Source organism: Stackebrandtia sp., assembly GCF_035643755.1.
Classification (GTDB): domain Bacteria; phylum Actinomycetota; class Actinomycetes; order Mycobacteriales; family Micromonosporaceae; genus Stackebrandtia.
On record NZ_DASQPW010000166.1, the window covers coordinates 1 to 23,595 of the forward strand.

Below are 23,595 nucleotides of genomic sequence, written 5' to 3' on the forward strand. Positions count from 1 at the left end.
TGGCCGACAGGGCACGCGAAGTCGGCAAGCGATTCGACATCCCGAAACGACACCTGCCCAAAAGGCGACTCAGGGCCGTCATCGCACTCGGTTTGTTCCCCCTGTTGTGGGTGCTACCGAGGTGTGGGGAGTGCGGGCAACCCTGGCCCTGCACACCACTCACCGACCACTACAGACACACACTGGGGTGGGCAGGAGACCTGAGCGCGAAATACAAGGCCATGTCCACGAAACGCCGTCGTCTCAAGGAAGCCAAGAGGAACCCGACAGCCATCTCGCATCGCGCTAAACGACGACGCTGGGGGAGATAACGCGACGGCAGACGCAACTCCCCCTCGCGCAGCCACTTAACGAACGACAGGTTCACGAGGGTCTGCCGTCCCGACATGGTCAACCCCGTCGGGACGGCAGACCAAGCCCCTGGCCCAACGCAGCCGGGCAAGCAGCGACATGTTCACGAATGTCGGCAGCGCGGTGACAGAGCTGATGGTGATGGCTGACCACGACGGGGCGGCAACCATCGACACCTCGAGTACGAGTAAAACGCATTCATGGTCAACATCCACATCAGAGACGTCTCCGAAAAGGTCAGAGACAACCTGGCCGCCTCGGCGCGGGAACGCGGTCAATCGATGCAGACTTACATCAAGCATCTGTTGGAAGAAGACTCGCAACGCCACGACAACGCCCGCCTGTTGGAGAACCTGGCAGCAATGGGTGGCGGGTACTCAAGGGACACTAACCACTAACTGTCGGACAACACCGCACGACAATGCCCCGTCGAGGCATCACCAAACAGCCGTCACGCGACGGCGGGCGCCTGCCGTCAGCGCCCCACCGCTCCGTCGAGGCGCTCGCGGATGATGTCGGCGTGGCCCGCGTGGCGAGCCGTCTCCTCGATGAGGTGGAACAGGATCCAGCGCATGCTCGACGTGGGTATCGACCCTTCGATCGAGCGGACGCTCAGGGCGTCCAGGTCCTCGCATGCCTCGATGACCGCGTCGACTCGATCCCAGGTCGCTCGGTACATTGCGGACAGACTGGCGATGGTGTCGTTGTCGTTCAAGGGTTCGAGGCGTTCCCACTCGGGATACTCGTCGCCCTTGTAGAACCAGATCACCCAATTGATCTCGACGGCGTTGACGTGTTTGAGGAGCCACAACAGATTCGTCCCCGACTCGACGCCAGGGGTGCGGGCCTGTTCCTCGGTGAGCCCGTCCAGCTTGGAGAGCATGGACCCGCGCAGGTAGCGCAGGTACGTCAACATGGTGGTTTTTTCGTCGCTGTTGATGTAGGGCGGGTTGGCGTCGGTTCGGGTATCGGCCATGCGACAGGTTAACCCGCGTCGTCGGGGACGCGGGACGACTTTTAGCGGCCCACGGCGCCGTCGATCTGTTCGCGCAGGATGTCGGCGTGGCCCGCGTGCCGAGCGAGCTCCTCGATGAGGTGAACCAGCACCCAGCGCATGCTCGGGGCCGTTGACTTGCTGCCGCGAATCGTTCGCACACCAGGGGAGTCCAGATCCCCGCAGTCCTCGACCACCGCGTCGACGCCTGGCTGGACCAACCTCACACACGACTTAGCGGCAGGTCCATACGGCCAGCTGGGAATGCTGCCATTCGGTGCCCACGACGACCTTGCCGTCTTGGGAGACGGCGCCCATCTCGTTGATTCCTTCGTCGGGGTTTCGCGGAGCGTCGGGGACTCCGGGCAGGCGGTGCGGGTGGGTGCCGAGGACGCTGAAGTCGCCCGCGGTGGACAGACCGAAGAGCACTCCGTGGTTGTCGATGAACCCGTACGGCGTGGCGTTGACGGCATCGGAGATGTCGAGTGCCTCATATTCGTGGCCGTCGCGGTAGTTCACCCGGTCGTACCGTTCGCCGCCGTGGGTGGTGATCAGCACCCAGTCGCCGGCGATGGCATCGCCCGTCGCACCGCTCGACTTGTCGGCGAGCACCCTTCTGCCGGTGCCGTCCGAACTCCAGATCCATGGGCCGGTCAGCGTGTCACTGTCGTACACGGTGCCGAGGATGGTGCCGTCGGTGGAAATGCCCGTGACATCGGCATCGGGACCGCCCTTGGGGAGCTGCAGTCTTTTCGCGGTCGTGGTGCCGGGGGCCCAGAGGTACGGCGTCGAAGCCATGGACTCCTCGCCGGTGTAACGGCTGGAGAATCCGGCGATCGTGCCGTCGTTGGCGATGTATACGGCATCGGTTCCCAGCGAGCCCTTCGGTAGGTCGTCGGGCAGTTTGAGCATTTCGACCTTGCCGTCGACGTACCGCCAGGGGGTGTCGCGCGTCGCGCTGTCGCCCGAGCCCACCACCACTCCCGAGTCGTTCACCTGGGGAGCGTTGACCTCGGTGTCGGGGGCGGGGTTCTTGACGGTGGTGGTCTTGCCGTTGTGCCACAGCACGAACCCGTTTTGGAGGCCGCTGGTGCTGGCGAGCACCCCGACAATGTATTCGCCGTTGGGGCTGACGCCGGTGACACTCATGGGCGCGTCAAAGGTGTCGAGGCGATAGGAATCCGGGTCACAGGCGCCCCGGGGTTCGAATGTGGACTGTATTGGGGTGGCGAACTTGCCGCTCGGCGGGCCGCCGGAGTGGCGGTTGACCATGACGACCACCACGGTCGCCGTTACCACCACAACCAGCGCGATCGCTCCGGTCACCCACCACCGAAGGCGCGGCTTTCGGCGGACCTCGGCGGGGGGCCATGATTCCGTTTCCATCTCCATGGGATGCGCCGGGGATGCGGACAGTTCCTCCCCGGCGTGGCGCGTTTGGGCACCACCCGCACACGCCCTAGCGCAAGAAGCGGGTGGACTAGGGCGTGTCCTCCAGCCTCACCATCGCCGCCATCATGATCTGGCCGCCATGATCCACACGACACGCCCTAGCCCGTCGCCGCGGGCACAATGGCCAGATGCGTGGACGGATACCTGGTGACCCGAAGGCCGATCGCTGGTCGCGGCACGACTGGTGGGGCGTGGTGCTCGACGCGCCCGACGCCCGCCGACTGGCCGAGTTCTACGAGCGGATCACGGGCTGGGAACTGCGGGCCGACGAGGACGACTTCGTGACCCTGGGGCCGCCCGAGGGGGTGGCGTACCTGGCGTTTCAGACCCAGCGCGATCCCGACTTCGCCGCCCCGACGTGGCCTGCCGCCGAGGGGAGGCAGCAGATGATGATGCACCTCGACTTCGAGGTGTCCGATCTGGACGCCGCCGTGGCCGACGCCGTCGCGATGGGCGCCCGAGCGGCCGAGTTCCAGCCGCAGGACGACGTGAGGGTGATGCTGGACCCCGCGGGCCACCCCTTCTGCCTGTACGCGGCGACGGACGCTGACTAGGGACTTGGGGCTGGTCGTGGCGGGACAGGTCCCGTGGGCCACTGCGTACTGTGCGTTGGCATGGCTGAAGTGTCGCGGGGGATGACTCGCCGAGAGGTCAAGCGTCTGTTGGGAAAGCCTACGGACAAGATCACCACCAGGCAGTTCCTGAGAAGTTATTCCAGTGTGGTGAGCTTCGGTGGGGTGCTCGGTCGTTCGGAGGCCTGGCTCTATGTGAATGTGCCGAAGACGGGAAGCAGCACCTTCGTCATGTTCGAGAGGGGACGGGTCACCGAGGTGCAGGTCCGACAGTAGGTCCCGCGTATCGCCTCAACGTCTCCGCGGGTTCTTGATCCACACACTATGTAGCTTCTCTCTCATGGTGGGGCAGGAGGGCGGGATGAGCCGACCGCACCCGCCCCAACCGACGTCGATGATGCGATCGCCCTCGGGCGTGGACTCAGATGCGTTGCGGCACCGAGGATTGCGTCACGCCGAGGGCGTGGGGCCAGGCTGCACGGGGACCTGCTGCTCGTGGCGGGTGCCGAAGGCGCGGTAGATGCTCCACCCGCCGTAGCTCGCGATCCCCAGGCCGATGACCATGCCGAACCAGCCCATCCTGTGGTTGTCGGCGTTCTGCTCGCTCATGCTCCTGGTCGTCGAGCTGCCCGCCTGGCTCGAGACGCACTCGTCTCCCGCGTTCATGGTCTGGCCGCCGCAGTCGACGTCGTTGGAGGTCACCGAGTAGATGCCGTAGCCGAGGATGAGCAGGCCGATGACCAGGGCCATGATCGCGCTGAGCTTTTGTTGGGCGGGCGAACGTCTTTTCGCCATGGCGCTTTCATTTACCTAATACATGGAAATGTGTGAGACGGCACCCTAGCGGAGGGACCGGTGTCACCCCGCTTCCACCTCCGCTAATCCGCCGCCCACCAGTGCGAGGAGCTTCGCAACCGCACGCGTCCTAGGGTGAATCATGCGCACCGTACTTTCTGGAATCACCGTCGACTGTGCCGACCCCCAACGGCTGGCGACCTTCTGGGGCGAGCTCCTCGGGCGCGAGGAGGCGCCGACGCTGCCTGGCTGGAGCCAGGTCGGCGCCGACGACGACACGGTGCCGAGGATCAACTTCCAGCCCGTCCCCGAACCCAAGAGCGGCAAGGCCCGCATTCACCTTGACGTCACTGTGGACGACATCGACGAGGGCGTGCGGACGGTGATCGCCCTCGGCGGTCGCTCGCTCGATGAGCGTCACGACTACGCCGAGGGCGTGGTGGTGGTGATGGCCGACCCCGAGGCGAACGAGTTCTGCCTGGTCCAGTACTACGACGCGTCCTAGCGCCGCACCGTGTACTTCAGGTGGGTGGCGCGCTTGCCCGCCACGATCTCGGGGTCGCCGAGGCGGTGGGGGGCGTCGGTGAGGTTGGCGAAGTACGGGATTCCCCTGCCCAGCAGCACGGGAACCAGGCTGACGTGGATCTCGTCCAGCAGGCCCAGATCCAGGGCCTGGGCGGCGATCGAGGGGCTGGCGACGCACACGCCCTTGTCGCCCGCGATCTTCCGCGCGGCGGCGATTCCCGACTCCACGTCGGGGGCGAAGCTGGTGTTCGGCCAGCGCTCGGGGTTGTCGACGCCGCGGTGCGTCACCACGACCACGGGGGCGCCGATCGGGTGGTTGTCGCCCCAGCCGTCGGTGATGTCGAAGAGGTGGCGCCCGGACACCAGGGCGCCCGAGGTCGACACGATGCCGCTCAACATGTCGGCGCTGTCGGCGTCCAGGTGGAACGCGATGTCGGAGTTGGCGGTGGGGACGCTGACGTCGCCCGCGCCGTACCAGCCGAACAGCTCCTCGATCCCGTCGTCGGGGTCGGCGATGAAACCGTCCAGCGACATCGTCATGTGTGAATAAACCTTGCCCATGATGGCCTCCAAAATCGGTGTCACGGGTATAGACCGACGCGGGGGCCGAAACTCATCGCTCAGCGCCCCACTTTTCCGTCGATCCGTTCGCGCAGGATGTCGGCCTGTCCCGCGTGGCGCGCGGTGTCTTCGATGGTGTGGACGAGGATCCAGCGCATCGTGGGCGGCGGCTCGCCCTCGTTGGCGACGCGGCGGCCGGGGGCATCGAGATCGGTGCAGTCGGCGATGATCTGGTCGATGCGCCGGGAGACGTCGCGGTAGCGGGCGACCACGCCGCAGACGGTGTCGGCGTCGGTGACGGGCGGAAACGAGTCCCACGGCTCGTCGGCGGTGCCGCGGTAGGCCCACTCGATCCAGTTCAGCTCGCCCAGCGGCAGGTGCTTGACGATCCACAACAGACTCGTGCCCGACTCCACGCCGGGGGTGCGGGCCTGCTCCTCGGTGAGACCGTCCAGTTTGGCGATCACCGACTCGCGCAGGTAACGCAGGAACGCCAACAGGGTGGCCTTCTCGTCGCCGATGATGGACGGTGGACGGACGTCGCCGCGGGGCTCGCTCATGCCCACAGGCTAGCGATCAGTTCGTCCCCGCCAGCGAGGCGGGAACGGGCAGCGCGCTGCCCGCCACGAACTTCTTCCAGCTCAGGTTGAACGAGGTGTAGCCGTCCATGTAGGGCAGTTTCACGCCCGTGCCCTTGACGACGACGGGCGTGCCGACGTCCACGAAGTCGTAGACCCACTTGGCATTCGACGGCGAGACGTTGACGCAGCCGTGCGAGGTGTCGGTGTTGCCCTGCGCCCACACCGACCACGGCGCCGAGTGGATGAACTGGCCGCCCCAGGTGAGGCGCTCGGCGTACTGCACCGTCACCTTGTAGCAGTTGTCGCCACCCTGGTGGCCGCCGCAGCCGGGCTCGTGGGTGGTGTCGAAGACCGTCGACGGCGCGCGGCTCATGATCACCATGGTTCCCGTGTAGCTCTCGTGGCCGGGCTTGCCGAGGCTGACGGGGATCTTGCGGACCACCTTGCCGTTCTTGTACGCCAGCATCCGCTTCCTGTGGTCGCTGACGGTCAGCTCGCGGTCGGTCTTGTCGACGGTGAAGGTGGAGCGGATGTCCTGGGCGCCATAGGAATGGTGGCCCAGCGGCAGGCCGCCCAGACCGAGCCGCACCGACACCTTGGTGCCGGGTTTCCAGTAGTGCCGCGGACGGTATTCCAGGTGCGAGCCGTTGAACCAGTGCCACACCCCGGGCTGGCTGGGCTCGCTCGTGACGAACAGCCGCTTCTCCACATTGGCGCGTTGGGTCTTGGAGACGCTGAACTCCAACGGGAAGTCCAGCACCACGGGCATGGCCTTGCCGAACGTGGCGCGATCGGTGTTGGCCAGGGTGGCGGGGACGCGGTGGGACGGCTTGCCCATCGTGGTGAACGTGGACGTCTTCGTCACCGTGCGGTGGTAGTCGTCGACGGCGGTGACCCTGGCGGTGTACGTCGAGTGGTACGCCAGGCGCTTGGCGGGAACCCAGCTGGTGCCGTCCTCGCGCAGCGCGCCCGCCACGGGCTTTCCGTCCTTTGTGGCCAGTGACGCCTTGATCAGGGTTCCGTTGTGCAGATTGATGTTGACCTCGGACGCCACGGGCACCTTCGTGTCGTCGGCGCGTGGCGTCACGGTCAGGTCCGCCGCCGACTTGAGGTCCTCCTTGGTGGGCTTGACCACCTTGGCCTCGGCGCACGCCGACACCAGCGCCAGCGCGGTCACACCCACCAACACCGATACGTATCCCCGCTTGAATTTCCCGCTCCCCATGCAGGTCACGGTACCCATACGGAGGTGAACTGGCGGTGATTCGGGGCAAGAAGGGGGGCGATGGACGGGATTAATGAAACTTGCTATAGTGCAAAATGCATTAAGAAGGGAGAGCGACAATGGTGGGACGACGCAAGGGACCGAGCCTGGTCGAGCTGACGGCGCTGGCCCTGCTCACGCAGGGGCCGCGGCACGCCTGGGACCTGCATCGGTTCATTGTCGACACTCACAAGGACTTCGTCACCGGGCTGCCGCGCAGCCTGTACCACGCGATGAACCGCCTCGCCGGCGACGGCCTGGTGGCGCCCGTGGAGACCACCCGCGAGGGCAACCGTCCCGAACGGACGGTCTACGAGATCACCGAGGACGGACGCGCCTTCCTGGCCACCCAGCTGCGCCAACTCCTGGAGACGCCCGGGCGCGACACCGAGCCGTTCGTGGCGTCGCTGTCGCTGTTCGGGTGCCTGTCGGAGACCGACGTGTCGCGGGCGCTGCGCACCCGCGCTGCCGTCCTCGAGGGCCAGACCCGCTCGGCCGAGCAGACCATCGCGGGCCTCACCGAGACGGGCCTGCCTCGCGTCCTGCTGCTGGAACTCGACTACGAACGCAGCCGCGCCGACGCCGAACTGGCGTGGGTGCGCGCCCTCATCGCCGACATCGACGCCGGCCAGATCACCTGGACCGGTTCGCTCCCCGAATTTCCCTGAGAGAAAGGAACACCCATGTCTCACGAGGTCGCACCACTGCTGGACGCCCTGGCCGACGCCTGGAACGCCGGCGACGGCACCGCCTACGGTCAGCTGTTCACCGAAGACGCCGACTACGTCACCTTCTTCGGCATGCACATGGAGGGCCGCGAGGCCATCGCCGAATCCCACCGCATGCTGTTCGCGGGTCCGCTCAAGGGCTCCCGGATGCCGAGACACGGGTCGCCGAAGGTGCGCATGCTGTCCGACGACGTGGCGTTCCTGGTGGCCAAGGGCGGGTTGTCGACGACGGGAGCCGACGTCCCCGACGCCGACCGCGGCTCCGTCATCTCCCTCACCGCGGTGCGCGGCGCGGACGGCTGGAAATTCGCGTCATTCCAGAACACCAGGGTGTCGAACCCCGGCGCCTAGGATGTGGTGACGTTCTCCAGCCTCGCGAAGGGACGTCATGTATCCGAACTACGCGGCCGCGGCCGAGCTGTACGCGCGGGTCGAAGCGGCCTGCGCCAACACCCCGTACGCGCTCACCCGCACCGAAGACGGCTTCGACCTCTCCGTCGACATCAAGCAACCCCAGTGGCAGTACCTGCTGTATCAGCGCCGCGTCACGCAGGTGTTCACGCACCGGGTGAGCGTCGACGAGGCGAACAAGCAGCTGTCCATCAGCGACCAGGTGCGCACCGTGGAGTGGTCGACGGGGGTCGACGGCAAGCCGATACCGGTGCTGGGCGCCAACATCAGCGTGCAGAGCGGGCGGGTGATCGAGGTGTCGTCCTACAAGACGCTCGGCGGCGACGGCGCCACCACCGAGTACCGCTTCTCCTCGGAGGAGGGGCGGCGCCTGATCACCGAACCGGCCAAACAGCTGGGCTGGTCGGTCACCTGGCCGGGCTCGGCGAAGGCCGCGCTGGTGATCGCGGTGATCGGCGTGGTGGTCGCGCTGGTGGCCGTCGTGGCGGTGCTGTTGGTGGCCATGTAGCCAGAGGGACACGCCCATTGACCGACCGTGGCGTGACCAATAAGCTGAGTCCGCCAATGATCACTCGCTGATCGAGTCGCCAGTGGAGGATGCCCATGGAGCTGCCAGCCGACGTCGACCTCGCGGGGCCCATCCTCGACCGCTACGACGAGGTGCTCACGCCCGAGGCGCTGGAGTTCCTGGCCCTGCTGCACCGCCGCTTCGACGCCCGGCGCCGCGAGCTGCTGGACGCGCGGGGGCAGCGGCAGCTGAGGCTGTCGGCCGGGGAGAACCTCGACTTCCTCGCCTCCACCGCGGCGGTGCGCGCCGACACCACCTGGAGGGTCGCCGAGCCCGCGCCCGGGCTGCTGGATCGGCGGGTGGAGATCACCGGGCCCACCGACCGCAAGATGACCATCAACGCCCTCAACTCGGGCGCCAAGGTGTGGCTGGCGGACTTCGAGGACGCCAACACTCCACTGTGGGAAAACATGGTGGAGGGGCAGCTCAACCTGGCCGACGCCCTGGACCGCCGCATCGACTTCACCGATCCCGTCTCGGGCAAGGAATACGCCCTCGGTGAGGACCTGGCGACCATTGTGGTGCGCCCCCGCGGCTGGCACCTGGACGAAAAGCACCTCACCGTCGACGGCGAGCGGATATCGGGCGCCCTGTTCGACTTCGGGCTGTACTTCGTCAACTGCGCCCGCCGCCAGCTGGCGCGCGGCGCGGGGCCGTACTTCTACCTGCCCAAGATGGAAAGCCACCTCGAGGCGCGGCTGTGGAACGACGCGTTCGACCTCGCCGAGGACCACCTGGACCTGCCGCGCGGCACCATCCGCGCCACCGTCCTCATCGAGACCATCCCCGCCGCCTTCGAGATGGAGGAGATCCTCTACGAGCTGCGCGAACACAGCGCGGGCCTCAACGCGGGCCGCTGGGACTACCTGTTCAGCATCATCAAGAAGTTCCGCGACCGCGGGCGCGACTTCCTGCTGCCCGAACGCAACGCGGTCGCCATGACCGCGCCGTTCATGCGCGCCTACACCGACCTCCTGGTGTCCACGTGCCACAAACGCGGCGCGCACGCCATCGGCGGGATGGCCGCGTTCATACCCAGCCGCCGCGACCCCGCCATCAACGCCGCCGCCCTGGAGAAGGTGCGCGCCGACAAGACCCGCGAGTCGGGCGACGGCTTCGACGGCTCCTGGGTGGCCCACCCCGACCTGGTCGGCGTGTGCCGCGAGGTCTTCGACGCGGTGCTCGGCGAGGCGCCGAACCAGCTCGGGCGGCTGCGCGACGACGTCGACGTGACCGCCGCCGACCTGCTGACCATCACCGCGGGCCCGATCACGCGGGAAGGCCTGCGCAACAACGTCTCCGTGGGCCTGCGGTACCTGGAGAGCTGGCTGGGCGGCGGCGGAGCCGTGGCGATCTTCAACCTGATGGAGGACGCCGCCACCGCCGAGATCGCCCGCTCCCAGATCTGGCAGTGGATCCACAATGACGTCACATTGGACGACGGGACCGTCGTGGACCAGGCTTTGGTGGACGAGATCCTGGTCGCCGAGGTCAAGGCCGTCGTGGAGGACGGCACCGGCGCCGACCCCAAGCGCCTGGTGCGTGCCGCCGACCTGCTGCGGCGGGTCGCCTGCGACGATGACTACGCCGAGTTTCTCACGGTGCCCGCCTACGAACAGATGCCCTGAGCCCCAACGGTATGGAGGTTCCGCATGGACGTGAGCCGACTCGCCAAGGCGCTGCGCCGCGTGCTCGACGCCGACGCGGTGATCACCGATGAGCAGGAGCTGCGCACCTACGCCTGCGACGGCCTGACCTCGCACGCCGCCGTGCCCGGGCTGGCGGTGCTGCCGCACGACACCGAGCAGGTCGCCGCCGTGGTGAGACTGTGCGACGCCGAGGGGATCCCTTTCGTGGCAAGGGGATCGGGCACCGGGCTGTCGGGCGGGGCGCTGCCGCGCACCGACGGCGTCCTGATCGTCACCTCGCGGATGCGGCGGGTGCTGTCGGTCGACGTCGACAACCGCGAGGCCACGGTGGAGCCCGGCGTGGTGAACCTGGCCGTCACCCGCGCCGCCAGCGGCGCGGGCTTCTACTACGCGCCCGACCCCTCCAGCCAGCAGATCTGTTCCATCGGCGGCAACGTCGCGGAGAACTCCGGCGGCGCGCACTGCCTGAAGTACGGTTTCACCGTCAACCACGTGCTGGGGCTGGAGATCGTGACGCCGCGGGGCGACATCGCGCACCTGGACGCCCGCGCGCCGGGCTACGACCTGATCGGGGCGTTCGTCGGATCCGAAGGGACGCTGGGCATCGCCACGAAGGTGACCGTGCGGCTGCTGCGGGTTCCGTCCAAGGTGGTCACGCTGCTGGCGGCGTTCGACACTGTGGACGCGGCGGGCGAGTGCGTGTCGTCCGTGATCGCGGGCGGCGTGCTGCCCGCGGCCATGGAGATCATGGACGCGATGTCCATCGCGGCGGCCGAAGGCGCCGTGGCCTGCGGCTATCCGGCGGGCGCGGGCGCCGTGCTCATCGTCGAGGTCGACGGGCCCGACGCCGAGGTGGATGCCCAGCGGGCCGCCGTGGAGGGGTTGGCGCGCGACGCGGGCGCCTTCGAGATCCGCGCCGCCGCCGACGCCGCGCAGCGCGCCGCGATCTGGAAGGGCCGCAAGTCCGCCTTCGCCGCGGTCGGCGTGCTGTCGCCCGACTACATCGTCCAGGATGGAGTCGTGCCGCGTTCGGCGCTTCCCCAGGTGCTGCGCGGCATCCAGCGGCTGTCGCGCGACAGCGGGATTCGGGTCGCCAACGTGTTCCACGCCGGGGACGGCAACCTGCACCCCCTGGTGCTGTACGACAGCGCCGTGGAGGGCGAAACCCAACGCGCCGAAGAGGTCTCGGGAGCCATATTGGACGAGTGCCTGGCCAACGGCGGCTCCATCACCGGTGAGCACGGCGTCGGCGTCGACAAGTCCCGCTACATGCCGAAGATGTTCTCCGAGACCGACCTCGACACCATGCAGCTGCTGCGCTGCGCCTTCGACCCGCGCGGGATCTGCAACCCCGGCAAGGTGTTCCCCACCCCACGCCTGTGCGGGGAGGCGCCGGGCAAGCGGCGCGGCGTCCACCCCGAGGTGGCGTCGGGACGGGCGGAGCTGTTTTGATGAGCCACGAGACGGAGGACGGAATACCGTCGCGTGTGGAACGTGCCGCGACGGTGGGCGAGGTCGCCGAGGCGATGCGCCACGCCGCCGCCGAGCACCAGGCCGTGGTGCCCCGCGGCCTCGGCACCAAACTCCACTGGGGATCGCCCCCGCGCGGCGCCGCCCTGGTGCTGGATGTCAACGGCGTCAACGACACCCTCGACCACGTCCCCGACGACATGATCGTGACCGCCTCGGCGGGGGTGTCGATCCGCGACCTCGTTGACGTGCTGGCCGAGCACGGTCAACAACTCGCGATCGACGTGTGTGGATATGACGACGGCGCGCCCGCTGGGTTCGGCACGGTCGGCGGCCTGCTGTCGACCGCCTGCGACGGTGCCCGCCGCTGGGGGTACGGGGCGGCCCGCGACCTGTTGCTGGGCATCGAGATGGTGCGCGCCGACGGCGAGATCGCGCACGCGGGCGGGCGTGTCGTCAAGAACGTCGCGGGCTACGACCTGGGCAAGCTGTCGACAGGGGCGTACGGCACCCTCGGCATTCTCACCCAGGCGACGTTTCGCGTGCACCCGCTGCCCGAGGCCACGGCATTCGTCGTCCTCGACGCCGCCGACCCCGAGACCGCCTGCCGCCGCGCCGCCGACATCCTCGACAGCCAACTGGCGCCCGTCGCCGTGGATGTCGAGCACCACAACGGAACCGCGTCGGTCGCGGCCATGTTCGAGGGCAGTGCGGCGGGAGTGCGGTCCCGCGCCGAGGCCGCCGCGACCCTGTCCGATGGCGAGGTCGCCGACGCCGCGCCCGAATGGTTCAACCGCATGCCGCTGGGCCCCGCCGACACCCTGCTGCGCGTCGCGCTGCCGCCCGCCGAGGTGGCGCGCCTGTGCCACACCGCCAGCGCGCTGGCCGAAAAGCACGAGGTGCCCAGCGGCGTGCGCGGCAGCGCGGGCACCGGAATCCTCTACTGCGCCCTGCCCCGCGACACCGCCGTCGAAACCGTGGCGGCGTTCCTGGCGGACCTGCGCCAGAGCCTGGCGCCGCGACGGGAGTCCCCTGCCTCGGGCGAGAGCGGGGGTGCTCGCCGCTCGCGCCCCGACGCGGCGGCCGATCGGCGGGAACGACCGTTCGGCGCCGACGGCAGCGGCGGCGGCAGTGGAGGCAGCAGCGGATACATCACCGGGCGCCACACCGCCGCCGACCAAGGCTTCCTAGCGTCGGGTGGCAACGCGCGAGCACGCGGGCGGGGTGCCGCGGCGGGCGGTGGCGCCGTTACCCCTGGCGGATACGTCACCGTGCGCCACGCCCCCGCCGAGGTGCGGCGGGCCGTGGACGTTTGGGGGCCAAGCGATCCCGGGGCCAGGGCCCTGGCGGCGAGCATCAAACGGCAGTTCGACCCCGACGAGCTGCTGAGTCCCGGGCGCATGGGCGAGGAGGCGTGATGGTCGATTCCGACGAACTGTCCACACTGGCGGACGCGTGCGTGCACTGCGGGTTCTGCCTGCCCACGTGCCCGACGTACCGGGTGTGGGGGCAGGAGATGGACTCCCCGCGCGGGCGCATCCAGCTCATCAAGTTCGGCCTGGAGGGCGAGCCCCTGCTGGACTCCACCGCCACCCACATCGACCGTTGCCTGGGCTGCATGGCGTGCGTGACCGCCTGCCCCTCGGGGGTGCGCTACGACAAGCTGATCACCGCCAAACGCTCCGAAATGGAGGACACGTACAAGCGCCGCTGGACCGAGCGCCTGAAGCGGGCGATGATCTTCCGCCTGTTCCCCTACCCCCGCAGGCTGCGCGCCGCCCGGGTCCTGCTGCGGCTCGCCCAGACGCTGCGGCTGGACGCCGTGGCCAGACGGGTTCCCGGACTGTCCACCATGGTGACCCTCGCGCCGCGGCTCGGCCCCCGCGCGCGACTGCCCCGACACATACGGCCCCAAGGGGAACGCCGCGCCGTGGTCGGCATGCTGCCCGGGTGCGTGCAGCGGGAGTTCTTCGGCGAGGTCAACGCCGCCACCGCCCGCGTGCTGGCCGCCGAGGGCTGCGAGGTGGTGGTCCCGTCCGAGCCGATCTGCTGCGGCGCCCTGTCCCTCCACAGCGGACGCGACATCCAGGCGGCCCGCCTGGCGCGCCGCACCATCGAGGTCTTCGAACGCCACGCCGTGGAGACCGTGATCGTCAACGTCGCCGGCTGCGGATCGTCCATGAAGGAATACGCCGATCTGCTGCGCGACGACCCGCTGTGGGCCGACCGCGCCGCGGCCATGGCCTCGCGGGTGCGCGACCTGACGGAGTTCCTCGACGAGCTGGGGCCCGTCGCCGAGCGCCGCAGGCTCGACCTCGACATCGCCTACCACGACGCCTGCCACCTGGCCCACGCCCAGGGGGTGCGCACCCCGCCCCGCCGCCTGCTGGAATCCATCCCCGGCGTCACGCTCAGCGAGATCGCCGACGGCGAGGTCTGTTGTGGATCGGCGGGGGTGTACAACCTGATGCGCCCCGACACCGCCCGCCAGCTCGGCGACGACAAGGCCGCCAACGTCCTCGGCACCGGGGCGGGCCTCGTGGTGGCCGCCAACCCGGGCTGCACCATGCAGATCGCCACCGCCCTGGAGCGCGCGGGACAACCCAAGCCCGTGGCCCACATCGCCGAGGTCCTGGACGCCGCCATCAACGGCACCCCCGACGCGCGCTTCACCGCGTGACCGCGCCGTCACCTCGTCCCTGGGTATGAGGCTGTCACTCAACTTTGGGTTGGACATCGCCAGACGTCGATGAAACTTTCGACCCGGATTTGCCGCGCGCCATTGCCGGTGCCCCGCCGCTGTGGCAATGTTCCGGATACCGCGTCGGTGCATACGAGGTATTTCTCGGACCCTGGCCACCGTCGCGCCACCCCATCCCTCACTCAAGGAGCACCTGAATGAACTTTCGGCGGCGCTACCTTCCGGCCATAGCGGCCGGCGCGCTCGCCTTGGGGGCGATCACCGTGGTGACGGCGACGGCTCAGGCCGATACGTCAAGCATCAAGTGGAAACCCTGTGGCGACGTCAAAAACGTCCAGTGCGCGAAGATCACGGTCCCGGTCGACTGGTCCAAACCGGACGGCGAGAAGATCAAGATCGGCATCGCCAAGCGCGACGCCACCGACCCCGACCACCGGATCGGATCGATCGTGGCGGACCCCGGAGGCCCGGGCGGCTCCGGCGTGGACATGGTCAAGGGCGAATCCCCGTTCACGGACAAGGTGAACAAGCGATTCGACATCATCGGCTTCGACCCGCGCGGCGTCAACACCAGCACCCAGGTGAAATGCGACGAGAAGCTGTCCAACAAGGCCGCGGCGCTGCTGCACCCCACCGACCAGAAGAGCTTCGACGCGCTGAAGGCCGCCAACAGGGCCGTCTACAAGGACTGCGGGAAGCGCTCGGGCGCGATCAACGACCACGCCGACAACCTCCAGACCGTCGAGGACATCGAGGCCGTCCGCAAAGCCTTGGGGGAGAAGAAACTCAACTGGCTGGGCTACTCCTACGGCACGCTCATGGGCCAGCAGTACGCCGCCGCCTACCCCAAGCACATCCGCGCCATGGTGCTTGACGGCAACATGGACCACAGCATCGACAACGCCTGGGACTTCCTCAAGACCGAGGCCGCGCCCGTCGAGAAGACCTTTGTGGAAATGTCCGACTGGTGCGCCAAGGAGTCCAAGTGCGCGCTGCACGACCAGGACGTCAAGAAGGTGTACGCGAGCCTGAAGGACAAGGCCAGGAAGGGCACGCTGACCGACCCCGAAAGCGGCGACAAGATCGGCTTCCACGATCTGGCCGGAGTGACATTCGGCGGGGTCATCGATCCCAGCGGCTGGAGCGATCTCGCCAAGACCTACCAGTCGCTGGACGCCGGTAAGGGCAAGGTGAACCGCAGCCTCGGCGACCGCGCCGACAAGGTGATCAACAACGTGTTCCAGTCCGCGTTCTGCGGCGACTGGAAGCTGCCGGTCAAGGACTACAAGGCGTACAAGTCGCTGGAGTCCCGGGTGGCCAAGGAGAACCCGAACATCGAGTGGTCGCCGTACGACGACACCGCCGCCCAGTGCGTCGGCTACGCCGTCAAGACCCACAACCCGCAGGGACCGCTCGAGGTAAAGGGCGCCCCGCCGCTGGTGATGATCGGCAACATCCACGATCCCGCGACCGCGTACCCGTGGAGCGTCAACGCCGCCAAGCAGACCGGCTCGCACCTCATCACCTACGAGGGCTACGACCACACCGTTTACGGAAACGGCCGCCCCAGCACGTGCGTCAACGACGCCGTCGACGCGTACCTGATCGACCTGAAGGTCCCCGCCGAGGGGCTGACCTGTAAGAACACCCAGTTCCCGACCTCGGCCTCCGGCAAGGCCGACCACGCGGGCCCCGATTCCGGCGGGCCCTTCATGGCGGGCTGAACACGACGCGACGCAATTGGTCACCGGGTAGGACAACCGTCCGCCCGGTACCAATGCGTCTATAGCAGTGACAGCCTTGCCCACCCCTTTTGCATAGGAGCAAGTGAATGAGATTTCGGCGGCGATATCTGCCGGCCGTCATGGCCGGTGCGCTGGCCGTGGGGGCGATCACGGTGATGACGGCGACGGCCCAGGCCGACACGTCCAGCATCAAGTGGAAACCCTGCGCCGAGAACAAGAAGGTGCAGTGCGCGAAGATCACCGTCCCGGTGGACTGGAACGCGCCCGGCGGACCGACCATCAAGATCGGCATCGCCAAACGCAAGGCCACCGACCCCGATCACCGGATCGGCTCGGTCATGATGGACCCCGGCGGCCCGGGCGGCTCCGGCGTCGAGTTCGTGGAGGGCGGCTCGCCGTTCACCTCGAAGGTGAACAAGCGGTTCGACATCATCGGTTTCGACCCGCGGGGCGTCAACACGAGCACCCAGGTGAAGTGCGACGAGAACCTGGTCGGCAAGGCCGCCGGCCTCGGCCACCCCACCAGCCAGGCGAAGTTCGACAAGCTGAAGGCCGCCAACAAGGCCGTCTACAAGGACTGCGAGAAGCGCTCGGGGGTCGTCAACGACTACTCCGGCAACCTCCAGACGGTCGAGGACATCGAGGCCGTCCGCAAAGCGTTGGGGGAGAAGAAGCTCAACTGGCTGGGGTATTCGTACGGCACGCTGATGGGCCAGCAGTACGCCGCGGCCTACCCCAAGCACATCCGGGCGATGGTCAATGACGGCAACATGGACCACAGCCTGACCACGATGTGGCAGTTCATGCGTGACGAGGCCGCGCCGGTGGAGAAGACCTTCAACGAGTTCTCCGACTGGTGCGACAAGGACGCCAAGTGCTCGCTGCACGGCCAGGACGTCAAGAAGATCTACGGCGACCTGAAGGCCAAGGCCAAGAAGGGCACGCTGACCGACCCCGAAAGCGGCGACAAGATCGGCTTCTACGACCTGGCCGGGATGACGTTCGGCGTCACCGACCCTCCGAACTGGCCGGACCTGGCCGACACGTACAAGGCGTTCAACGGCGGCAAGGCGACGGTGCACCGCTCGCTGGCCAAGGCCGCCAAGAAGGCAGACCCCGAAAACGACGTGTTCCAGTCGGCGTTCTGCCACGACTGGAAGTACCCGGTGAAGGACTACACGGCCTGGAAGGGCCTGGTCGACAAGCTGCGGAAGAACTTCCCGAACGTGGAATGGTCGCCCTACGACGACAACGCGTCCACGTGCATCGGTTACCCGGGCAAGACCACCAACCCGCAGGGGCCGCTGACGGTCAAGAACGCGCCGCCGCTGGTGATGGTCGGCAACATCCACGACCCGGCCACCGCCTACCCGTGGAGCGCCAACGCCGCCAAGCAAAGCGGCTCGCACCTCATCACCTACGAGGGCTACGACCACACCGCCTACGGCGATGGCGGTCCCAGCAAGTGCGTCAACGACGCCGTCGACGCCTACCTCATCGACCTGAAGGTCCCGGCCGACGGACTGACGTGTGAAAACACCCAGTTCCCGACCTCGGATTCGGCCAAGGCGTCGGCGGCGGGCTCCGGCGCCGCGGGTCCCTGGGCGATCGGCTGAGCACCGGTGGGCCGAGGACGGCGCGTCCGTCCTCGGCCCACCCGTTTCACGGGGTGGACCCGTCGTTTGACAGCGACATCACCGTGCGGTTTCCGTCCTCCAACAGGAACGGCCCCGCCTCGGCGGGGAAGCGGGCCAGGTCGCCGCGCACCATGCGGCGGCCGCCCGCCAGGTCGGCCAGGAGGCAGCCGTCGGCGTCGACGGCCACCAGCTCGCCATCCACTCGCAACAACACGGGGCCGCGCGGGTTGGCGCTCACCGCGACCCGACCCGACCGCAGACCGTCCAGAATCGACTCCACGCCCGTGTCGGCCTCGGGGACGCACACCCAGGTGGTGGGCTGCCCCAGCGGGGCGTCGTCCCCGGGGCGGTGGAAGTCCGAGCCGCCGACCGCGACCACCTCGGTGCCGCGCGCCCGCCACCAGGCGAGCGGGCCGGTGTGGGTGTGGTCGCGCCAGGAGCAGTGCCACACCTCGGCGAGCGCCGGAGGCCGGGGCAGCGGATGCGTCCAGCCGCAGTCGTCGGCGATGGGGTGGTTGAGCGACAACAGCCCGCCGCGTTCATCCACGTCGGACTGCCAGCGGGCGGCGGGGCGGCGGAAGTCGATCCAGCCGATGTCGCCGAAGGCGTTGGCGTGCCCCCGCGCCGTGGTGATCTCCTGGCCGGGCACCAGGGTGATGCCGTGCCTGGCGCCGATGGCGGGCAGGTCGCGGTGGTGGGTGTCGGTGTTGTGGTCGGTGATCGCCAGGAAGTCCAGGCCCGAGGCCACCGCCATCGCGGCCAGCTGTTCGGGGCTGTTCACCCCGTCGGAGTGAACCGAATGGCAGTGCAGATCCCCCGCCACCCAACGCATCCCGCAAGGCGCGGGCAGGTCGCGGAGCGGCGGCCGCGACACCACCGCGGCGGTCGCGAGAGTCTCGATCTCGGGTGCCGAGGCGAGGGCCTCGGCGCGCACCACGTACGGAATCGGGTGGGGCACGCGGTGCAGCCCCAAAAGGGCGCTCCACTCGCCCGCCTCCAGCTCCCCGTCGCGGTACCCCGGGGTGGAGGCACCGGCGGAGATCACGAACCCGTCGCGGGCTCCGCCCGACCAGCCCCGGAAACCTTCCGGCCCAACGCAACCCAGGTCGATCACCCCCGCGTCGCGGGGGTACTCCAGGCTCACCCGAATCCCGGCGGCGCGGGCGGGCACGTCGAACGGCAGGTACCGATAGAAGCGCTCGGCGCGGTCGTCGGGCGTGAAGCGGCCACGGTGAACGATGACGGACATGGCGTCAACCCCCACTCGCGGCGATCAGCTCGCCGTCGTCGCCGTACACCAACAGCCGACCCTCGCGGGGCTCCAGCCACACCTCGTCGCCCGGCCGCGGCTCGTCGTCGGCGGGAACGGTCGCGCCGATCATGGTGCCGTCACACTCGCACGCCACCAGGGTGGTGGTGCCCAGGTGCTCCAGGATCGACACGGTGCCGCGCAGCGCGGGCGCCTCGATCGCCTCGGTGTGCAGGCGGACGTATTCGGGCCGCACCCCCACCGTCACCTTGGCGCCGTCGGACACGCCGGCGGCCACATCGGACGGTATCGGGAGTTTCCCGCCGGGCAGGGCGAGCCGCCCGTCGTCGACGGCGGCGTCGATCAGGTTCATCGGCGTCGAACCGATGAAGTTGGCCACGAAGGTGTTGGCGGGGCGGTTGAACACCTCGCGCGGCGTGCCCAGCTGTCGGATCCTCCCCGCGTCCATCACCGCGATCCGATCGGCCAGCGCCAGGGCCTCGGCCTGGTCGTGCGTGACGAACACCGTGGTGACCGCCAGCTCGCGTTGCAGCCGCTTCAGGAATGTCCGCGCCTCCAGGCGAAGCCGGGCGTCCAGATTCGACAGCGGCTCGTCGAACAGGAACACCGACGGGTGGCAGGCCATGGCGCGCGCCAGCGCCACCCGCTGCTGCTGCCCGCCCGACAGGGCCGCGGGCTTGCGCTCCAGCAGCTGCGCCAGCTCCAGCTGCGCCGCGACGTCGGCGGCCTTGGCGCGGCGCTCGGAGCGCGGCATTCCCTTGATCTTCAAGGGATAGGCGATGTTCTCCTCCACCGTCATGTGCGGGAAGATCGCGTAGTCCTGGAAGACCATGGCCACGTCCCGCTGGCCGGGCGTCAGCTTCGTCACCCGGCGGTCGCCGATGTGGATCTCTCCCTCGGTGGCCTCCTCGAGGCCCGCGATGGTGCGCAGCAGCGTGGTCTTGCCGCAGCCGGACGGCCCCAGTAGCGCAAAGAATTCACCCTCCTCGATGTCCAGGTCGATCGAGTCGACGGCTCGCACGCCGTTGGGGTAGACCTTGGCCAGGTAGGTCAGGGCGATGTCGGGCATAAGCTCTTGATTCCTCCGTGGAAGCGGAAACCGTAGCGGCGCGAGACGAACAGGTACATGGCCACCACCGGCAGCGAGTACAGCAGCGAGAAGGTGGCCAGCAGCGCCAGGTTGGGCTGGCCCGCGTCGGTGTACATGGTGTGCATCAGCACGGCGCCGGGCTGCTTTCCGGGGTCGCGCAACAGGATGAACGGCACCAGGAAGTTGCCCCACACGTTGACCACCGTCCACACCGAGATGGTGGCCAGGCCCGGGGCGATCAGGGGGGCCACGATGTCCTTCAGCGCCCGCAGCGGCGACGCCCCGAACACCCGGGCCGACTCCTCATAGGACTTCGGGATGGTGTCGACGAAGTCCTTCAGCATGAAGATGGCCGCCGGCAGCAGGCCGCCGGACATCACGAGCATCACGGCGAAGCGCGAATCCAGGCCCAGCGCGGGGCTGATCTTCTCGCCGACCTCGGACACCAGCAGGAACAGCGGCACCATGGCGGCGGTACCGGTGACCACACTGGACAACAGCAGCAGGACGTACAGCAGCACGTCGCGCCCGGGAATCCGCACCCGCGACAGGGCGTAGGACGCCAGGGCGGCGCCGACCACCACGAACGCGGCGGTGCCCACGGCCAGGATCACCGAGTTCATCAGGGACGGCATCGCGTAGCGGTTGGAGAACACCACAGAGAAGTTCTTCAGGGTGAAGTCCGGAATGGACACCGAGAAGCGCGGCGCGGCGGAGAACGGCGCGGTGATCAGCCACAGCAGCGGCAGCGCGAAGAACACCGCCAGCAGGCAGGTCGCGGCGTAGAAGCCGATGCGCGCGGCCACCCGCTTGGCCACGGCGCGGCTCTCGTCGTGGTCGAGGGCCTTGGGGGCGTTCATGAGGCGTTCCTCCGACGCAGCATCCGCAGGTACACCAGGGCGAGCGCGATGTTGATCAGGAGGATCACCAGCGAGATCGCTCCACTGTAGCCGAGCTTGCCGTCGCGGATCGCGGTGTTGTACAGGTAGACGGCGGCCACCTCAGACTTGTCGCCCGGTCCCCCCGCGGTGAGCAGGAACGGCGTGAAGTCGTTGAATGTCCACAGTGTGATCAACAGGGTGTTGGTGAGGACGTGGCCGCGGATGTGGGGAAACACCACGTCGCGCAGCGTCTGGCCGCCGGAGGATCCCGCCAGCCTCGCCGTCTCCAGATGCGACGGCGGCACCGACGACAGCGCCGCGCCGTACAGCATCATCGAAAACGCGGTGCCGCGCCAGATGTTGAACACCACGATGGACACCATCGGGTAGTCCACCAGCCAGGCCAGCCCGGGGGTGTTGAGGATGGCGTTGACCGTGCCCGCGTCGCGATCCAGCATGGCCACCCACAGGAAGGCCACCACGGTGCTGGGAAGGATCCAGGCCAGCAGCACCAGGGTCTCCACGGTGCGGCGCACCCAACCGGCCACGTTGCGCAGCGACCAGGCCAGGGTGAAGCCCAGGCCGTTCTGCCCGAGCACCGCCGAGAAGCCCACGAAGATCAGGGTGATCCAGATCGAGTTGTAGAACGACGGGTCGGTGAGCACCGACAGGAAGTTCTCGATGCCCACAAAGGATGGATGGACGTGGGTGGCCCCGGTGCGGGTGAAGTCGGTGGCCCCGATGTACAGCGTCCACAGCGCCGGAAACAGCAGGAAGACGCCGATCAGCAGCATCGCGGGCGCCACGAATGCCACGGCCCGGGTGCGCCCCAGCCCCACGACATCGGTGGTCGCGGGGCTGGGCGCCTTGGATTTAGTCGGACGCGACGTGTTTGGCACCGACGATGTCCTTCAGTTTGTCCTGGTACGCCTTGACCGCTTCCTTCTCCGACTTGCCGTCGGCGATGGCGTAGGTCGCCTCCTGGATGGCCGTGGAGACCTCCAGGTACTTCGACTGCGGGGGACGGAATCGGGTGATCGGGATGACCTCGTTGGACACGAAGGACAGCATCGGGTCGTTCTTCAGCAGCTCCTTGTTGACGTCCACGCGTTCGGTGATGCTCGGCTGGTCGCCCACCCTGGCCTTGACCGCCGCGGCCGAGGACATGAACTGCATGAGCTCCCAGGCCTGCTGCGGGTACTTGGTGTTGGGGTTGATGACCCGGGCGGCACCGCCCGACATCGACACGAAGTTCTGGCCCCCGACGCCCGCGGCGGGCTTGATCGCCGGGATCTTCGCGAAGCCGACGTCGGAGTCGCGGTGCTTCATCGGCGCCACCTCGGACTTCGGCGAGATCACGTCGCGCCACAGGTAGTCGCCCTCGAACATGATGCCCACCTTGCCGTCGGCGAACTTCTGCTGCGCCTTCTCGCGGCCCTTGGCCTCCTTCTGGAGGGTCGGGTCGCCGAGTCCATGCTGGTAGATATCGGAATACATGCCGACGGTGTCGCGGATCGCCTTGGTGTCGCCCTGCCACTTGTCGTGCTGGTAGAGCTCGGAACCCGCGCCCGCCAACAGGGGCAGGAAGCCCTCCATGGTGGACGATTCGCCCATCGCGGTGCCCGCGTTGAGCTGGACCGGTGTGACGCCCGGCGCCTTCTGCTTGATCTTCTTGGCGGCGTCCAGGATGTCCTTCCAGCCGCGCGGCTGCCAGTCCTTCGACAGCCCCGCCTTGGCGAAGACCTTCTTGTTGAAGTAGATGACGCGCCCGTCGGTGCCCTGCGGAACCCCGTACTGCTTGCCCTGGTAGGACGCGTTCTTCTGGACGTTGTCGGCGATGGAGTCCCAGCCCTTCCACTTCTTCATCGCGTCGTCGCCCACCACGTCCTTCAGGGGACGGATGTAGTTCGACTCGGCGAACTCGCCGACCCAGATGCCGTCGACGTCCATGACGTCGGCGCCCTTGTGGCCCTCTAGGTCCAGGCCGAGGCGGCTCTTGTAGTCCGCGTCGTCAACCCCGTTGGGCTGGAACTTGACGTGCGCGGTGATGCCCTTCTTCTTCTGCGCCGCTTCGAAACGCGGAATCACCCAGTCCTCGATCCACTTGGCGCCCTCGGCGTTCTTGCCGTCGGCGATGGCGTTGGAGGTGAGGGTGAGGGTGTACTTCTTGGCGTCGGCGTTCTTGGTCGGATCGAGCTTGGAGCCGGAATCGCCGCCCAGGCAGCCGGTGGCGGAGCCCGCCACCAGACCCGCCAACGCGATGGCGATGCCACCGCGCCGCAGAACGTGGTGCATCGGTCGTGGAAACGCGTGTCTCATGGGGGCTCCATCGGTGGAGGATGACGCCCGT

General features: G+C 68.2%; 24 protein-coding genes and 1 pseudogene. 13 read left to right on the forward strand and 12 right to left on the reverse strand.

What is annotated here, in order from left to right:
- Positions 1–551 precede the first annotated feature (551 nt).
- Positions 552–749, forward strand: a complete 198-nt coding sequence (locus tag VE172_RS12400) for a FitA-like ribbon-helix-helix domain-containing protein (protein WP_324801925.1) — start codon at positions 552–554, stop codon at positions 747–749.
- 77 nt (positions 750–826) lie between these two features.
- Here VE172_RS12400 and VE172_RS12405 read toward each other — a convergent pair whose 3' ends face one another.
- From VE172_RS12405 to VE172_RS12415, 3 genes and pseudogenes are all read right to left on the reverse strand, one after another.
- A complete protein-coding gene (locus tag VE172_RS12405) occupies positions 827–1,327 on the reverse strand; it encodes a DinB family protein (RefSeq protein ID WP_324801927.1) in 501 nt (166 codons plus the stop codon).
- Positions 1,328–1,368: 41 nt separating this feature from the next.
- Positions 1,369–1,548, reverse strand: a pseudogene (locus VE172_RS12410) (mycothiol transferase); the annotation flags it as partial.
- Positions 1,549–1,579: 31 nt separating this feature from the next.
- A complete protein-coding gene (locus tag VE172_RS12415) occupies positions 1,580–2,671 on the reverse strand; it encodes a hypothetical protein (RefSeq protein WP_324801932.1) in 1,092 nt (363 codons plus the stop codon).
- 254 nt (positions 2,672–2,925) lie between these two features.
- Between VE172_RS12415 and VE172_RS12420 the strand changes: the two genes are divergently transcribed.
- Together VE172_RS12420 and VE172_RS12425 are read left to right on the forward strand one after the other, a co-directional pair.
- Positions 2,926–3,351, forward strand: a complete 426-nt coding sequence (locus tag VE172_RS12420) for a VOC family protein (RefSeq protein WP_324801935.1) — start codon at positions 2,926–2,928, stop codon at positions 3,349–3,351.
- Positions 3,352–3,411: 60 nt separating this feature from the next.
- Positions 3,412–3,645 carry a hypothetical protein gene (locus VE172_RS12425; protein WP_324801938.1) on the forward strand — a complete coding sequence of 78 codons (234 nt, stop codon included), beginning with the start codon at positions 3,412–3,414 and terminating at the stop codon, positions 3,643–3,645.
- A gap of 174 nt (positions 3,646–3,819) precedes the next feature.
- Here VE172_RS12425 and VE172_RS12430 read toward each other — a convergent pair whose 3' ends face one another.
- Positions 3,820–4,164, reverse strand: coding sequence for a hypothetical protein (locus VE172_RS12430; protein ID WP_324801941.1), 345 nt, complete (start codon positions 4,162–4,164; stop codon positions 3,820–3,822).
- 142 nt (positions 4,165–4,306) lie between these two features.
- On the opposite strand from VE172_RS12430, the gene VE172_RS12435 reads away from it, so the two are divergent.
- On the forward strand, positions 4,307–4,669 hold the full coding sequence (locus tag VE172_RS12435; RefSeq protein WP_324801944.1) for a VOC family protein: 363 nt from the start codon (positions 4,307–4,309) through the stop codon (positions 4,667–4,669).
- Here the strand turns inward: VE172_RS12435 and VE172_RS12440 are convergent.
- From VE172_RS12440 to VE172_RS12450, 3 genes are all read right to left on the reverse strand, one after another.
- Positions 4,666–5,229 carry a dihydrofolate reductase family protein gene (locus VE172_RS12440; RefSeq protein ID WP_324801947.1) on the reverse strand — a complete coding sequence of 188 codons (564 nt, stop codon included), beginning with the start codon at positions 5,227–5,229 and terminating at the stop codon, positions 4,666–4,668. The genes VE172_RS12435 and VE172_RS12440 overlap by 4 nt on opposite strands.
- A gap of 80 nt (positions 5,230–5,309) precedes the next feature.
- Positions 5,310–5,810: a DinB family protein gene (locus VE172_RS12445; protein WP_324801951.1), complete on the reverse strand. Its 501-nt coding sequence runs from the start codon at positions 5,808–5,810 to the stop codon at positions 5,310–5,312.
- Between the two features lie 16 nt (positions 5,811–5,826).
- The gene (locus tag VE172_RS12450; RefSeq protein ID WP_324801953.1) at positions 5,827–7,056 is read right to left on the reverse strand and encodes a L,D-transpeptidase; all 1,230 of its coding nucleotides are present in this window, start codon (positions 7,054–7,056) and stop codon (positions 5,827–5,829) included.
- A gap of 119 nt (positions 7,057–7,175) precedes the next feature.
- Here VE172_RS12450 and VE172_RS12455 point away from each other — a divergent pair, with 119 nt between their 5' ends.
- The 9 genes from VE172_RS12455 (at position 7,176) to VE172_RS12495 (ending at position 17,983) form a co-directional block, all read left to right on the forward strand.
- Positions 7,176–7,763, forward strand: coding sequence for a PadR family transcriptional regulator (locus VE172_RS12455; protein WP_324801957.1), 588 nt, complete (start codon positions 7,176–7,178; stop codon positions 7,761–7,763).
- A gap of 15 nt (positions 7,764–7,778) precedes the next feature.
- Complete coding sequence (locus VE172_RS12460; RefSeq protein WP_324801959.1) at positions 7,779–8,174, forward strand: SgcJ/EcaC family oxidoreductase; 396 nt, start codon at positions 7,779–7,781, stop codon at positions 8,172–8,174.
- Positions 8,175–8,211: 37 nt separating this feature from the next.
- Positions 8,212–8,742 carry a hypothetical protein gene (locus VE172_RS12465; protein WP_324801961.1) on the forward strand — a complete coding sequence of 177 codons (531 nt, stop codon included), beginning with the start codon at positions 8,212–8,214 and terminating at the stop codon, positions 8,740–8,742.
- 95 nt (positions 8,743–8,837) lie between these two features.
- Positions 8,838–10,430, forward strand: coding sequence for a malate synthase A (gene aceB / locus VE172_RS12470; protein ID WP_324801964.1), 1,593 nt, complete (start codon positions 8,838–8,840; stop codon positions 10,428–10,430).
- Between the two features lie 24 nt (positions 10,431–10,454).
- Positions 10,455–11,903 carry an FAD-linked oxidase C-terminal domain-containing protein gene (locus VE172_RS12475; protein ID WP_324801966.1) on the forward strand — a complete coding sequence of 483 codons (1,449 nt, stop codon included), beginning with the start codon at positions 10,455–10,457 and terminating at the stop codon, positions 11,901–11,903.
- Positions 11,903–13,339 carry an FAD-binding oxidoreductase gene (locus VE172_RS12480; protein WP_324801969.1) on the forward strand — a complete coding sequence of 479 codons (1,437 nt, stop codon included), beginning with the start codon at positions 11,903–11,905 and terminating at the stop codon, positions 13,337–13,339. The genes VE172_RS12475 and VE172_RS12480 overlap by 1 nt, the downstream gene beginning before the upstream one ends.
- Positions 13,339–14,601, forward strand: coding sequence for a (Fe-S)-binding protein (locus VE172_RS12485; protein WP_324801972.1), 1,263 nt, complete (start codon positions 13,339–13,341; stop codon positions 14,599–14,601). The genes VE172_RS12480 and VE172_RS12485 overlap by 1 nt, the downstream gene beginning before the upstream one ends.
- A gap of 218 nt (positions 14,602–14,819) precedes the next feature.
- A complete protein-coding gene (locus VE172_RS12490; RefSeq protein WP_324801974.1) occupies positions 14,820–16,346 on the forward strand; it encodes an alpha/beta hydrolase in 1,527 nt (508 codons plus the stop codon).
- A 107-nt stretch (positions 16,347–16,453) separates the two neighbouring features.
- The gene (locus VE172_RS12495) at positions 16,454–17,983 is read left to right on the forward strand and encodes an alpha/beta hydrolase (RefSeq protein WP_324801977.1); all 1,530 of its coding nucleotides are present in this window, start codon (positions 16,454–16,456) and stop codon (positions 17,981–17,983) included.
- A gap of 46 nt (positions 17,984–18,029) precedes the next feature.
- On the opposite strand, the gene VE172_RS12500 is transcribed toward VE172_RS12495, so the two are convergent.
- From VE172_RS12500 to VE172_RS12520, 5 genes are all read right to left on the reverse strand, one after another.
- Positions 18,030–19,253, reverse strand: coding sequence for a CehA/McbA family metallohydrolase (locus VE172_RS12500; protein WP_324801980.1), 1,224 nt, complete (start codon positions 19,251–19,253; stop codon positions 18,030–18,032).
- Between the two features lie 4 nt (positions 19,254–19,257).
- Positions 19,258–20,343, reverse strand: coding sequence for an ABC transporter ATP-binding protein (locus VE172_RS12505; RefSeq protein ID WP_324801985.1), 1,086 nt, complete (start codon positions 20,341–20,343; stop codon positions 19,258–19,260).
- Entirely contained in the window at positions 20,325–21,224 is a 900-nt protein-coding gene (locus VE172_RS12510; RefSeq protein WP_324801988.1) for a carbohydrate ABC transporter permease, read from the reverse strand. The genes VE172_RS12505 and VE172_RS12510 overlap by 19 nt, the downstream gene beginning before the upstream one ends.
- Positions 21,221–22,039 carry a carbohydrate ABC transporter permease gene (locus VE172_RS12515; protein WP_349258357.1) on the reverse strand — a complete coding sequence of 273 codons (819 nt, stop codon included), beginning with the start codon at positions 22,037–22,039 and terminating at the stop codon, positions 21,221–21,223. Before VE172_RS12515 ends, VE172_RS12510 begins: the two co-directional genes overlap by 4 nt.
- Before the next feature lie 79 nt (positions 22,040–22,118).
- Positions 22,119–23,564 (reverse strand): extracellular solute-binding protein, encoded by a 1,446-nt coding sequence (locus VE172_RS12520; protein ID WP_324801993.1) that lies wholly within the window; start codon positions 23,562–23,564, stop codon positions 22,119–22,121.
- Positions 23,565–23,595: the final 31 nt, after the last annotated feature.